Genomic DNA, 13,016 nt, shown 5'->3' on the forward strand with positions numbered 1-13,016 from the left:
CTCTCCTTTTTATCGTTTTTCAGCGATTCTCAACTTCGCAGAACGCGCTCGATTATTTTCTTCTAATTCAATGTCAGAAGGTAAAATCGGTTTCCTTGTAATAAGCTTTAATTTCGGCTTAAATTCATCCGGAATAATCGGTAGTCCCTGTGGTAATTGCGGCGTTGTGCTATTTCGCTTAAACGTCGTTTTACAAATACGATCTTCTAAAGAATGGAATGTTATAACACTAACTCTTCCACCAGGCTTGACCATATCAATTGCAGATTCCAACGCTTCTTCAAATACTTTTAATTCATCATTTACAGCAATACGAATCGCTTGAAATACTCGCTTCGCAGGATGTCCACCTGTTCTACGTGCCGGAGCTGGAATACCTTCTTTAATTAATTCCACTAATTCTCCTGTCGTTTCAATAGCCTTATTCTCGCGATAAGCTTCAATTTTCCTTGTTATTTGCTTTGAAAATTTTTCTTCTCCGTATTGGAAGAAAATTCTTACGAGTTGTTCATATGACCAGCTGTTCACAACATCATATGCTGTTAATGGGGCATCTTGATCCATCCGCATATCTAACGGTGCATCATGATGATAACTAAAGCCACGCTCTGGTGTATCTAATTGTGGGGATGAAACACCTAAATCGAATAAAATCCCGTCTACTTCTGTGATACCTAATTCATGTAGTTTTTCAGATAAATAACGGAAGTTGCTCTTCACTGTTACAAATTGTTCACCATAAGAAGAAAATTTTTCCTTCGCATTTTGAATCGCTATTTCATCTTGATCAAATGCTATTAACTTTCCACCATCTGTTAGCTGAGATAATAAATAAGAACTATGTCCTCCTCCACCCAGTGTACAATCTACATATGTACCACTCGGTTTTATATCTAAGCCATCTACTGTTTCTTTCAAAAGTACTGTTACGTGTTTGAACATTGCTGCACCTACTCTTTTTCCAATTAATTATGTTAAATACATTTCTCACTCTACAAACACAATTTACTACTAGAGGATGAAATGCTACTAAAGAACGACTCATTTAACTTCCAACAAGGTAGTACGCTATACAAATCGCTATTTTATTTTATTATATACTAAATTTTATCATTTTTTGCGGGAATTTAAACAAAAACCTGTCGAAAAAGATATTAATCCGTTTACATTTTGTGCTATTTTGTCATATATATATACCTGATACATAGCGATTCATTACATTAACATAAGATGGATAATTCAGAAATATTTCACTTCACAGTTAATTCAACAGAATAAAAATAAAATCCTGCTCAAAAGAGCAAGATTCTATAGTTTTATTACATGATGTTTTCCATCCCACGAAAAAGATTGTTCCATTACCCGGTCAACAAAATCAAGGCCGAACTGATTTAAATAATAACACACATTCCACACACGTTCTTGCGGTGCTCCTAATGGACGAAGCGCGAATTGTAAACGGCGGAATTTATTCAGTTGAACCTCATGTTTCTTCTCAACATTTCTTTTCAACATTTTTTCTAACAGTTCAATTTGCTCATTAATTTTCAGTTCATTTTTCCCCGCAAACTCATTTAACCCTGGATCTATTTTTTTCACGAATTGTTGTAATGATGTATGAATATCCATTATTTCTTTTTTCGCTTCTATAAATCGCTCGTCTATCGGTTCCTCTATTTGATTAGAAAGCCAATTGTCACGCAGATTATCTATATTATTTAGAAATGGATCAATTTCTTGCAAATCTAAATCATATAAATCTGTCGCTATATCTCGCTCCATATAAGTAATTGTAAGCCGCGGAACAACAGGTGGCATTTGGAAACCTACCGTATGAAACACTTGTTGCAATTCACTCCAATAAGCTAACTCCCCTGGACCGCCAATAAACGCTAACGTAGGAAACACATATTCTTGCATAAGAGGGCGCGTTACAACATTATTACTAAAACGTTCTGGACTTCTTTCCATCTCTTCCATCAATTCTTCATACGAAAATGAATGCACTCCATCTTTTCCAATAAACTTCCCTTGATTCTCTTCAAGCAATACTCGCTCATTATCAATTTCCATAAATATATGCACTGCATTTGTCTTCGTTTCAATAATCGGTTTAAATCCTAATTCCTTAAGTACTTCCTGTTGATTACGAAGTCCTACTTGAATTTCTTTATATTTACTTATAATTTGTTGTAAAAACGGCACTTCTAATTTTCTTAATGCAGGATGATGTGAATCTACAAGAATTAAACCAGAATTTGCGAACATTTTCGTAATAAGGTGCGCAAAGAAATCTACATATGTATGCGATTTACCTAAAGCATCATCAACAAATTGTAATACATCCTTTGTAAAATTCGTTTCCGGATATGTTTTAAAAATCTCTTCGACCCATTTTCTACAGTCTTCAATAGAAAACTCAGACTCAGAAGCACTCGCCTTTTTCGGATAACGATCATGAAAAATGGTCTTTTTTATTTTTTTATTTTTCATTACAAATGTATGATTAATTTCATCCATATCATGGTCTTCACCAGCAATCCAAAAGACAGGAACAACCCGAACCCCTAAGCTCTCTTCTTTTTCTTTTGCAAGCTGTAAAATTGAAATGATCTTATGAACTGTATAAAGCGGACCAGTTAATAACCCAGCTTGTTGTCCAGCTATAACTACATATGTATTTTCATCTTCAAGCGCTTTTATATTTTGAATTGTAAATTCTCCCGCTTGCAATTGTGTATTATATTCTAATAAATGCGTTACTAAATCTTGACGGAAAAACTCTCTCTCACGTAAATCATGTAAACGCTGTTTAAAAGCATCCTCTGTTAACAGATAATCAAAACATGACTGTATCTCTTTTTTACCGTTCATATAGTCCGCTACAACACCTTGTAGTGGAACAGAGATTTCTTTTATCTCCATATAATTCTTCCTTTCGTATCCTGTTCTCTCACCAACCCACATTGTATTCAATGTTTCACGTAAAAGCAAAGAAAAACACTTATAATTCCATTCCTTTTATTGCATTGAACAAAAATTGAAGTGTCGGAACAGATTGTTGTTGTTCCTTAGCTTCTTCTAATACATATCCAACAATCGCATTAACTTCCGTTTGTCTATTCGCTCTTACGTCCGCTAACATAGATGAAGTATTATGGGATGTTTTTTCACATACTTGGCATACCATTTTCCATAGCATTTCCTTATCTTCTTCTTTAACAAGAAATGCAACTTCCTGAAATACTTGCTCCATCATTTGATAAAAAAGCGGGTTTGAAATTAACTCCCCGTTCTCAACCCGCAATAATGCCGTCAACGGATTAATACATACATTGACTACTAATTTATTACGCATAATCCCCTTCCAATCATCTTCTATCTGAATCGGAAAATAATCAAAAGGAAAACAATTAAATACCTTTTTAAAACAACTAGATTGACCACGCACTACACCAAACTTTGTAACACCTATTCCAGTATGACGAACTGTATGTCCATCCTCTTTTTTTGCACCATGCTCCACAATCCCGACTGCTATACGTTCATTTCCTATTTTCCGCATAACGTGAAGATGTGACATTCCATTTTGCAAAAAGATTAATGACGATTCTCCCTGCACAAAAGGTAATATATCAGTTACATGATATTGCTTTACAGCAATAAATATATAATCTAACTGTTTATCCAGCATACTTTCTATCGGTAAAATAGATGGAAATACCGTTTCACGTTCTCCATTCCTAATACAAGTTACACCCGTTAAGTTTAATTCTTCTGCTTGCTTATCGTTTCTTGTAAACAACGTAACATCTTGATTACTTTTTTGTAAATAAAATGTATATAGGAGACCAATAGCTCCCGGTCCAACAATTCCAATTTTCATCTTCACACAAAGAACTCATATTAACAAGTGATATAAGTTCCCTTGCCTTTCCCCCTTTATATCTTATTAAATTACAATTACATAGTTGAGGATTCAATTATCTTTTAACAAATGCAACCTCTTCTTTCACTACGTATATACTACCTATATACATAGTTCTATTCTTAGTTTAGCAAATCCTCAAAAAAATAATGAAAGAAATATTCTATCTTCTTCATAAAAATTTAAAAATGAGTTATAATATTATTATAAATATTTTAACTTTTCTGCATTCAACAAGATAAGAAAAGGACGTGATGTAATGGGATTCCCAAAAGTTGAACGCTTGCTCATCAATTATAAAACATTAGATGAATTTAAAAAATTTAAAGGGTGCGGAGCTCAAGAACTATCCATGTTGGAAGAATTACAAGCAAACATTATTGAAAATGATAGTGAGTCTCCATTTTACGGTATTTATTATGGTGGATCGCTAATCGCACGTATGAGTCTATATATGAAAAGGAACGGTGGAGAACCATTTGAAATTACAGGTACTTACCTAGAACTTTATAAACTTGAAGTATTGCCGACTTTTCAAAAACAAGGATTCGGACAAATGCTTGTTAATTATGCGAAACAACTAAAATTCCCAATTAAAACGATAGCACGTATCCAGTCATCTGGTTTTTGGGATAAATTAAGTTTCCAGCCAGTATCAGTAACTGATGGTGATTTTTATATTTGGCATCCAGAAACAAATTCGAATGCGATTACAAACGAAGAATCTGCATAAGAAACAAAAAAAACAGCTGTTACGCAGCTGTTTTTATTTCTTTAATTTTTCTAATTCTCCATTCGAGCGAGCGCCATTTCTTTCCGCTACCATTACACTTCTTTTTTGATCGATATAATCAAGTAATGTTCTATATTCTTCCTCATATACTGATAATCGCTCCAGAAGATGTTCTTTCTCTGTTTGCAACGATTCAATTTGTTGTTGCAACACCATTAAAGAGCTTTCATCTTTATAATTTCGCAAAAATTCAATAACATCATTCAATGTAATTGATGTAGGCTCTAATACCTTTGTCTCTTTCACTTCATAATTTTCTACTTTACGAAGTTGCTTTGCTTCTTCAATACGTTCTTTGTATTGCTTTCTAACATAAGAATTCCACCTAAATCCACATGCTGCTGGTGTGCGAGACAAATGTCTCCCCACTTCTTTAAAGGCAGAAAGTTGCGTTCCACCTTCTTGAATATGCCGGAGTACCACTTCTGCCAGAAGCAAATCTTCATCATCAGTCCAAGCGTCTTGTCTTGTTGTCGCCATCTCTCTAGTCCTCCCTATGCATTTTTTATTAAGCATATGCAGTTACTAGAAAAGATAGAATACAACAAATAAAGAATAAGACAAAAAAAATAAACGTAGAAGATATCTTCTACGTTTATTTTCCCGCAATTACTTGCTGATTACTTCTTTACCTTTGTAAGTACCGCATGCTTTACATACACGGTGAGCTAATTTCGCTTCACCACAGCTTGGGCACTCTACCATACCAGGTACTGATAATTTGAAATGCGTACGACGCTTTCTTTTTACTGTTTTAGAAGTTCTTCTAAAAGGTACAGCCATTCTTCCCACCTCCTTAAAAGAAATAGTTATTTTCATATGAAGGCCTAAACCAGTCTTCCGATTATTTGTCAAAAAACTTTGCAAGTCCTGCTAATCGTGGATCAACAGTCTTTTCTTTGTTTTCTTCCGAAATCACTTGCCAGTCTTGACCTTGCATCGGTGCTCCACCAGAAACATCATCACTGAAAATTTGCATTGGAATCTCCAAAAGTATATTTTCCTTGATTACGGGCAGTAAGTCAAGTACTTCTCCTTCTAAACAATGAATTTCAGCTTCTGTTTCAAATTCTTCTTCCGAAGTTTGGAACACCTCAGTTGTTTTAATGTCAAATGGTAATGTCACATCTACTAAAGAGCGAGAACATGGTAAAACCATGCTTCCAGTTATATGTAGATGAAACGTAAACTTACCGGAGCCAAAATCAACTCTTCCTGTTACATGAGCAGGATTAATTTCACGAATATCTTTCTCGACCTCTTTTAGCTCACTTACATCTACCATTTCATTTAATGTCAATCCTTTATTTCTCAATTTATTCAATTGATGGATGGACCATTTCATATCATATCACCTCAAGGCAACAAACAAAATTATAGCTAGCCATTTTATATTTGTCAATGTTTTTTCTTTACACTATAATGAAGTCATCATAGGAAATAATATATAGACTATCACGTTTTCCAAAAAGATGCTACATCGAAAGGAGAGATTACCATAAAATCCAGTGGTATTGTTGTTGAATATAACCCTTTTCATAACGGTCATGCTTATCATGTGCAACAAACAAAAAAGTTAACACAGTCTGATATTATTATCGCCGTTATGAGTGGTCCTTTTTTGCAGCGTGGTGAGCCCGCACTCATCTCCAAATGGTATCGTACCAAAATGGCCTTAACAAACGGCGTAGACCTCGTTGTAGAGCTTCCATATGCATTCGCAACACAAAAGGCCGAAACTTTCGCAAATGGCGCAATTTCGATTTTAAACGCCCTTGGTGTTTCTGAAATTTGTTTCGGTAGTGAAGATGGACAAGCTGAAAATTTCTACAATACCATCGCTATACAAAAAAATGAAGAAGAGACTTTTAATCGTCTTGTGAAGCAACTTATGAATGCAGGTAATAGTTATGCGAAAGCTACATCTGAAGCCTTTCTACACATCTTACCACCCGAAAAAAACGTGGATATGTCACAACCAAATAACATTTTAGGCTTACAGTACATTAAAGCAATTCTCTTACAAAACAGTTCGATGCAAGCACAAACTATAAAAAGATTCGCCTCTCATTATCATGATGAAACATTTCACGATCAACATATTGCGAGTGCAACAAGTATTCGCAAACAGCTATTTAATGAAAACAGTTCCTCTACAACTATTGAGCCTTTTATCCCGAAAATGACTGCTTCTCTTTTAGAAAACTACAAGCAAAACTACGGGACGTTACATAACTGGGAAAAATACTTTTCATTTTTTAAATACAAACTTATGACGATGTCTTCAGAGGACTTACAACATATATATGAAATGGAAGAAGGTTTAGAGCATCGTATTTTATCAAAAATACAAAACAGTTCATCTTTCTATTCATTCATGGAAGCATTAAAAACAAAACGTTATACATGGACTAGATTGCAAAGAGCTTGTACACATATTTTAACAAATACAACGAAGGAAGAAATACACAAAGCAAATATAGAGCAACATGCGCCGTATATCCGTCTTCTCGGAATGTCACAAAAAGGACAAACTTATCTTTCTAGAAATAAGAAAAAAATAGAACTCCCAATCCTTACTCATACAAAAACATTCGAACATCCAACTTTAGACATAGAACGAAAATCAAATGCTGTATATTTCTCCATAATGCAAGAACCTTTGCGGACACAACTGCTAAAACAAGACGCAACGCATCATCCAATTCGTTATGATGAAATAACGAAAAAATTCCTATAAGAAAAACCTCTCTTCTTCAGAGAGGTTTACTTTGTTTCACCCATTTTTTCCAAATACGTTAATGCATCATCCAGTGTGTCCACCGGTACAATTTTCATCTTCGTTTTAATATCTTTCGCAGCTTCAAGAGCATCTTTATAATTCGATTTCTCTACACCTTTTTCATTTGGCGCAAAAAACACTTCAGCTCCCGCATCACTAGCAGCTACTACTTTTTGCTGAATACCACCAATTGGACCAATTTCTCCTTTATCATTGATTGTACCTGTTCCAGCTATTTCATGTCCGTTTGTTAAATCTTCTTCAACGAGCTGATTATAAATTTCTAGTGTAAACATTAACCCCGCTGATGGACCGCCTATTTCATGGGAATCAATTTTCACTTTCGGATCTACTACTAACTCTCTTTCCGTAACGATAGAGACCCCTATACCGACGCGTCCATTCCCATTAGGGATCGTCTTTACATTTAAATTTTCTTTAAACTGTTTTCCGCCCCGCTTGTATTCAATATTTACTGTGTCCCCTTCTTTTTTCCCTGTCATATACTCAATAAATTGTTCCGTCTTGTCGAATATTTTTCCATCGACAGCTATAATAACATCTCCAAGCTTAAGCTTTCCCTCTGACGGCATACCCTTTGCTACACCAGCAACTAGTACACCTTTATTTTCAAAAGAAACAGAGCGATTTGCACGTTTATAAGCATTATAGATTGCTGCATTTTGCGAATCTTTCATTGCATAATTTTGGCGAAATTGATATTCTTCATCACTCTCGCCTTTTTGCAATATTTCTTCCGCCTTCGAAACGTGTGTATATTTATTAAATTGCGCGGCTATTAAGTTCACCACATTAGCAGGTCCCATTGAGACAGTGACAAGCATGAAATCACCAGACTCTTTAGTTCCACCGTCAACTTGCACGTACGGCGCTAATTTCGCGGCCATACCTGGTTTTGTCACATAATACGGCAAGCGCACATAAACAAGTAGCATCGCCAATATAACCCCTATTAAAATTGCATATATAAACCGAAAACGCTTAAACATTATGTTTCTCCTTCCACTGCTCAATTAGTAAATAAATGTTTGAAATATGTTGTTCCGCTTCCACTTCTCCGACCCTAATAATGTCTTCAATATGTGTAAAAGCACGCGAACTAAATTGTTCCACTGCTGGCCGCATCATTAAATCTGATGCTATTTGCCGATTCATCACAAGTTCATGTTGCATAATTTCAATACTTTGCATAATTACATCATAAATCGATGTAACCTCTCCATTCACCTTAATTGGAGATACATCAACAGCAATAACAATATCAGCACCTAAATCTTTTACAACCGATACGGGAATACGGTCAATTACCCCTCCATCCACTAATAAGCGGCCATCTATTTTTTCTGGAACAAACACCCCTGGTACAGATATACTAGCTCGAACCGCCTCCGCAATCGGACCACTTGTAAAAACAACTTTCTCCCCCTTCAAAATGTCAGTAGCCACAACAGCTGTCGGGATATCTAACTCTTCTAAATTTTTATTATATGTAAACATTTTAATCATATCTTTAATACGTTTTCCAGCAATAAATCCCATTTTAGGAACTGTAAAATCCAAATAATATTTCCTTTTAAAAACAGCGGCCAATCTATACAGTCTTTCAACGTCACAACTCGCTGCATAAAATGTACCAATTAACGCTCCTATACTACTACCTGCTATCATGTGAATAGGGATGCCAGCTTCCCTTAACACTTTTATTACCCCTATGTGAGCAAAACCTTTTGCACCTCCGGATCCAAGCGCTAAACCGATTTTTGGTTCCTTCATTTTTCTCACCCTTTAATTTTTTTCATTCCTTTTTCATACTTATGGTCTAAATTCACCACATATCCACGTATACTGAAATGAACGTTTTTGGGACAAAGGGGGATTTTCTTACATGTACGAAAAATGGAAAACTGCTTTTCTTACCATATCAATGTTGTTTTTAACCTTTTCTCTTGTACTTCACCCCCAAGATGCTTTGCAAGCTTCAATTCGCGGGTTAAATATATGGTGGGAAGTTGTATTCCCTTCACTACTACCGTTTTTCATCATTGCGGAACTTCTAATCAGTATTGGTATTGTAAAATTTATCGGTGTTATATTAGAACCACTAATGCGTCCACTGTTTCGTGTTCCAGGGGTAGGCGGATTTGTTTGGGCAATGGGAATGGCTTCAGGATTCCCCGCTGGCGCCAAATTAAGCGCTAGACTACGCAAGAGCAATCAACTAACACAAATTGAAGCGGAACGACTCGTATCTTTCACAAATTCTTCTAATCCACTTTTTATTTTCGGAGCGGTTTCTATTGGTTTTTTCAATAATCCGAAATTAGGACTCGTATTAGCAGCAGCACATTATATAAGTAACTTTATCGTCGGATTACTTATGCGCTTTTATGGTAATAACGATACTTACATAAAAGACAAACATACGAATCAAAAGCGTGCCTTTCAAAACCCTTTTTCCATCCTCCACCAAACACGTATGCAAGAAAAAAGACCAATCGGAAAACTACTCGGTGACGCTATCGTTTCTTCTATTCAAACATTGCTCATGATTGGTGGGTTTATTATTTTATTCTCTGTTTTAAATAAAATGATTACTGTTTTCAAAATTACAGAAGCGCTTTCTTTTATTATGCAACATATTTTATCATTCTTCCAACTTACATCCCAATTTAGTATTCCGATATTATCCGGTATTTTTGAAATGACGCTCGGAAGCCAAATGATTAGTCAAATTAATGAATCAACACTTCTTCAACAAGCGATGGTAACAAGCTTCATTTTAGCATTTAGCGGTCTTTCTATTCAGGCACAAGTAGCAAGCATATTAGCGGAGACAGATATCCGCTTTAAACCATATTTTTTAGCTCGAATTATCCAAAGTATTCTCGCTCCTATTTTCACTTTTATATTTTGGGGACCATTTTATGAAAAAGTTCATTCTTTCTCGCCTACGCAAGAAGATCTTCCGGTATTTTTATTGAATCATTCTTATACACTAACTGATATTTGGACATCATTTATACACTACGGACCAATCTTCACCTTATTTTGTTTATATTTGTATGTCATCTTATTATTTTTACGCATTCATAAAGAAAAACCCCGTTCACTTTAACGGGGTTTTAAACTTTTCTTTTAAAGCACGCTCTACAATCGGAGGAACAAGGTCTACTACACTCCCACCATATCTCGCAACTTCTTTCACAATACTTGAACTTAAAAATGAATATTGATTATTTGTCATAATGAAGAAGGTTTCGATACTTTCGTCTAGTTTTCGATTCATTGAAGTAATTTGCATCTCATATTCAAAATCAGAAACTGCTCGTAAACCACGTAATATTGCATTTGCATTACGCATTTTTGCATATTCCACCAATAATCCACTATGTGAATCAATTTTTACATTCGGAATATCCTTTGTCGCCTCCCGAATTAACTCTAGGCGTTCTTCTACCGAAAAGAATGGTTTTTTTGATGAATTGTTTAAAACAACTACATATACTTCATCAAATACTTTTGCTCCCCTTTTAATAATATCCAAATGTCCAAGGGTAATTGGATCAAAACTCCCTGAAGAAATAGCTATACTTGTCATTCTGTCCCCTCACCTTCATACTTATAAATCGAAATTGCTGTAATCCCGTAGTTTTCTGCCCGTACTTTTACAAGTTCTCCTATAGAATCAGGTAAAACCACGTCATCCCCATGCTCTGCCATAATGATGCCATCTTTATTTAACAATCCATGTTGATCCATTACACTAACTAAAGACACAATTTTTTGAGCTTTATATGGAGGGTCTATTAGTATAAGATCGAATGATATTTCACGCTTTATAAGCGCCTTTACCGCACGCTCTGCATCATTTCGGTACACTTCAGCTTGTTCTTGTAGTCTACAGCTTTCTAAATTTTGATGAATGACTTTTATCGCTTTACTATCTCGGTCAACAAAAATCGCTTTATCAATCCCTCTACTTATGGCCTCAATTCCAAGACCACCGCTACCACCAAATAAATCAAGAGCGATACCACCATCATAATAAGGACCTATCATATTAAAAATAGATTCTTTCACTTTATCTGTCGTTGGACGCGTTGTATTACCAGGTACCGCTTTAAGTGGGTGCCCTTTACATTTTCCTGAAACTACTCTCATCTGTTGTCACTACCTTTATTTCAATCTATAGAGCGATTACAGCAAATTCATTTCAATTCGGTAACCGCTACCGATTCATACTATTTCATACATTTTTTCATTAATCTGTTATTTAACTAATTGAAAACCTCAGTTAAAATAATCGCTCGCTATTTCTTTCATATCCATTTCACTATTTGCAAGCAACAACCCTCTATGTACATCAGTTCCACTTTACCTTTTTTATCCTATCATAAAATAAAAAAAAGAAAAATAAAAAGCCTAACATAAATTTAAATTTCATTATGTATATCTTCATTTTAGATTGGACATAAATAAATATAACAACATCATTTTCGATGTTGTTGCCAACCGCGGAGAAGACTTACGTTTCCCCATAAGTTCTTCCTCCGGTTTCTCCTCTCCCTTTGCCTTCTTACTAGTAGTACATACTAGTATTAGAAGGACCCTGCTTTGCAGGGTTTTTTTTATTTGTCTACTTTTCATTTAAAAAGTGAGGTGGTACAGTAAAAGAAAGAGGAGGAAAAAATATGATTCAACGCTTTATAGAACTCGGAGAAGGCTACTCTGACTTATATGAATTACTTGAAATTACCAAAACAAACCAAGAACGTGTAACACATATGTTACAATTCGAAACTGTAAAAAACGAAAAAAAAGTGTGTTCACTTGTTGTAATACTAAAACCGACAACTACTGGTGACTTCCAACCATTATACATATGTCGTGAAGGCATTCCTGTACTTGAAAATAAAAAAAGTAAACGTGTCGTTTTATTTGAAGAAATGGCGGAACAAATAGGGAAAAAAGTTACTCCCTTTACTGTAAAACCATCAACAACTTTCCCTGAAAAAGAACTATTTTTTAATCATCTAATCGGTATTTTACGAATGAACAATTTCATTCCTCCAATGAAATAACACGTTATTTCAAGTAAAAAATCCCCTGCTAAATTTAGCAGGGGATTTTTTTACTTAGCTATAATCGTATTCTTTTGCCCGATCAGGACGCGAATTTTCGAATTCCGTTTTTAAAAATGGGCGATACGACTGTTCTACTTTTTTTACAAAAGGAAGTTTATTCAATTTTTGCATCATATGCTCAACTTGTTCCATATCACAATATACAACGGCATATTTCAAACGTTTTGATATGTAATGAATGTTACCATATTTCCTTAAAATCTTGGCATGTTTCAATGAATGTAAATAAACAATCATACTTTGTCGTTGCCCGAACATAATCTTCTCCATCTTCTCCTTTTAAAAACTTATATTCTTATATTTTATGAAAACCAATCATAAATTTATGACATTAAAGAACAAACTCTG

15 protein-coding genes are annotated in these 13,016 nt (G+C 34.9%); 4 read left to right on the plus strand and 11 right to left on the minus strand.

Features of this window, described 5'->3' with window-relative positions:
* Positions 1-9 precede the first annotated feature (9 nt).
* From rsmH to panE, 3 genes are all read right to left on the minus strand, one after another.
* Positions 10-942 (minus strand): 16S rRNA (cytosine(1402)-N(4))-methyltransferase RsmH, encoded by a 933-nt coding sequence (rsmH, locus tag MKY90_RS19935; protein ID WP_002014746.1) that lies wholly within the window; start codon positions 940-942, stop codon positions 10-12.
* Positions 943-1,308: 366 nt separating this feature from the next.
* A complete protein-coding gene (gene bshC / locus MKY90_RS19940; RefSeq protein WP_341092409.1) occupies positions 1,309-2,925 on the minus strand; it encodes a bacillithiol biosynthesis cysteine-adding enzyme BshC in 1,617 nt (538 codons plus the stop codon).
* Between the two features lie 79 nt (positions 2,926-3,004).
* Positions 3,005-3,892: a 2-dehydropantoate 2-reductase gene (gene panE, locus MKY90_RS19945; RefSeq protein ID WP_061689327.1), complete on the minus strand. Its 888-nt coding sequence runs from the start codon at positions 3,890-3,892 to the stop codon at positions 3,005-3,007.
* 295 nt (positions 3,893-4,187) lie between these two features.
* On the opposite strand from panE, the gene MKY90_RS19950 reads away from it, so the two are divergent.
* Positions 4,188-4,661, plus strand: coding sequence for an N-acetyltransferase (locus MKY90_RS19950; RefSeq protein WP_063219155.1), 474 nt, complete (start codon positions 4,188-4,190; stop codon positions 4,659-4,661).
* A gap of 33 nt (positions 4,662-4,694) precedes the next feature.
* On the opposite strand, the gene MKY90_RS19955 is transcribed toward MKY90_RS19950, so the two are convergent.
* The 3 genes from MKY90_RS19955 to MKY90_RS19965 form a co-directional block, all read right to left on the minus strand.
* Positions 4,695-5,201, minus strand: coding sequence for an RsfA family transcriptional regulator (locus MKY90_RS19955; protein WP_061674434.1), 507 nt, complete (start codon positions 5,199-5,201; stop codon positions 4,695-4,697).
* A gap of 129 nt (positions 5,202-5,330) precedes the next feature.
* On the minus strand, positions 5,331-5,504 hold the full coding sequence (rpmF, locus tag MKY90_RS19960; RefSeq protein ID WP_001984764.1) for a 50S ribosomal protein L32: 174 nt from the start codon (positions 5,502-5,504) through the stop codon (positions 5,331-5,333).
* A gap of 61 nt (positions 5,505-5,565) precedes the next feature.
* Positions 5,566-6,066: a YceD family protein gene (locus tag MKY90_RS19965; RefSeq protein ID WP_002014753.1), complete on the minus strand. Its 501-nt coding sequence runs from the start codon at positions 6,064-6,066 to the stop codon at positions 5,566-5,568.
* Between the two features lie 153 nt (positions 6,067-6,219).
* Between MKY90_RS19965 and MKY90_RS19970 the strand changes: the two genes are divergently transcribed.
* Positions 6,220-7,461 carry a nucleotidyltransferase gene (locus MKY90_RS19970; protein ID WP_165689459.1) on the plus strand — a complete coding sequence of 414 codons (1,242 nt, stop codon included), beginning with the start codon at positions 6,220-6,222 and terminating at the stop codon, positions 7,459-7,461.
* A gap of 26 nt (positions 7,462-7,487) precedes the next feature.
* Here the strand turns inward: MKY90_RS19970 and MKY90_RS19975 are convergent, their stop codons facing one another.
* Together MKY90_RS19975 and MKY90_RS19980 are read right to left on the minus strand one after the other, a co-directional pair.
* Entirely contained in the window at positions 7,488-8,513 is a 1,026-nt protein-coding gene (locus MKY90_RS19975) for a SepM family pheromone-processing serine protease (protein ID WP_002142950.1), read from the minus strand.
* Positions 8,506-9,297 (minus strand): patatin-like phospholipase family protein, encoded by a 792-nt coding sequence (locus MKY90_RS19980; protein ID WP_002138096.1) that lies wholly within the window; start codon positions 9,295-9,297, stop codon positions 8,506-8,508. The genes MKY90_RS19975 and MKY90_RS19980 overlap by 8 nt, the downstream gene beginning before the upstream one ends.
* A gap of 112 nt (positions 9,298-9,409) precedes the next feature.
* On the opposite strand from MKY90_RS19980, the gene ylbJ reads away from it, so the two are divergent.
* Entirely contained in the window at positions 9,410-10,639 is a 1,230-nt protein-coding gene (ylbJ, locus tag MKY90_RS19985) for a sporulation integral membrane protein YlbJ (RefSeq protein WP_002033736.1), read from the plus strand.
* On the opposite strand, the gene coaD is transcribed toward ylbJ, so the two are convergent.
* Positions 10,631-11,122 (minus strand): pantetheine-phosphate adenylyltransferase, encoded by a 492-nt coding sequence (gene coaD, locus MKY90_RS19990; protein ID WP_063219151.1) that lies wholly within the window; start codon positions 11,120-11,122, stop codon positions 10,631-10,633. The two genes, ylbJ and coaD, sit on opposite strands and share 9 nt — an antisense overlap.
* Positions 11,119-11,685, minus strand: a complete 567-nt coding sequence (gene rsmD, locus MKY90_RS19995; RefSeq protein WP_001266992.1) for a 16S rRNA (guanine(966)-N(2))-methyltransferase RsmD — start codon at positions 11,683-11,685, stop codon at positions 11,119-11,121. The genes coaD and rsmD overlap by 4 nt, the downstream gene beginning before the upstream one ends.
* A gap of 530 nt (positions 11,686-12,215) precedes the next feature.
* Here rsmD and MKY90_RS20000 point away from each other — a divergent pair.
* Positions 12,216-12,605 (plus strand): DUF7147 family protein, encoded by a 390-nt coding sequence (locus MKY90_RS20000; protein WP_341092413.1) that lies wholly within the window; start codon positions 12,216-12,218, stop codon positions 12,603-12,605.
* A 54-nt stretch (positions 12,606-12,659) separates the two neighbouring features.
* Here the strand turns inward: MKY90_RS20000 and MKY90_RS20005 are convergent, their stop codons facing one another.
* Positions 12,660-12,926, minus strand: a complete 267-nt coding sequence (locus MKY90_RS20005; protein ID WP_063219220.1) for a YlbG family protein — start codon at positions 12,924-12,926, stop codon at positions 12,660-12,662.
* Between the last annotated feature and the right edge of the window lie 90 nt (positions 12,927-13,016).

Origin of the sequence: Bacillus sp. FSL P2-0099 (assembly GCF_038007445.1) — a bacterium.
In the GTDB taxonomy this organism is placed as follows: domain Bacteria; phylum Bacillota; class Bacilli; order Bacillales; family Bacillaceae_G; genus Bacillus_A; species Bacillus_A mycoides.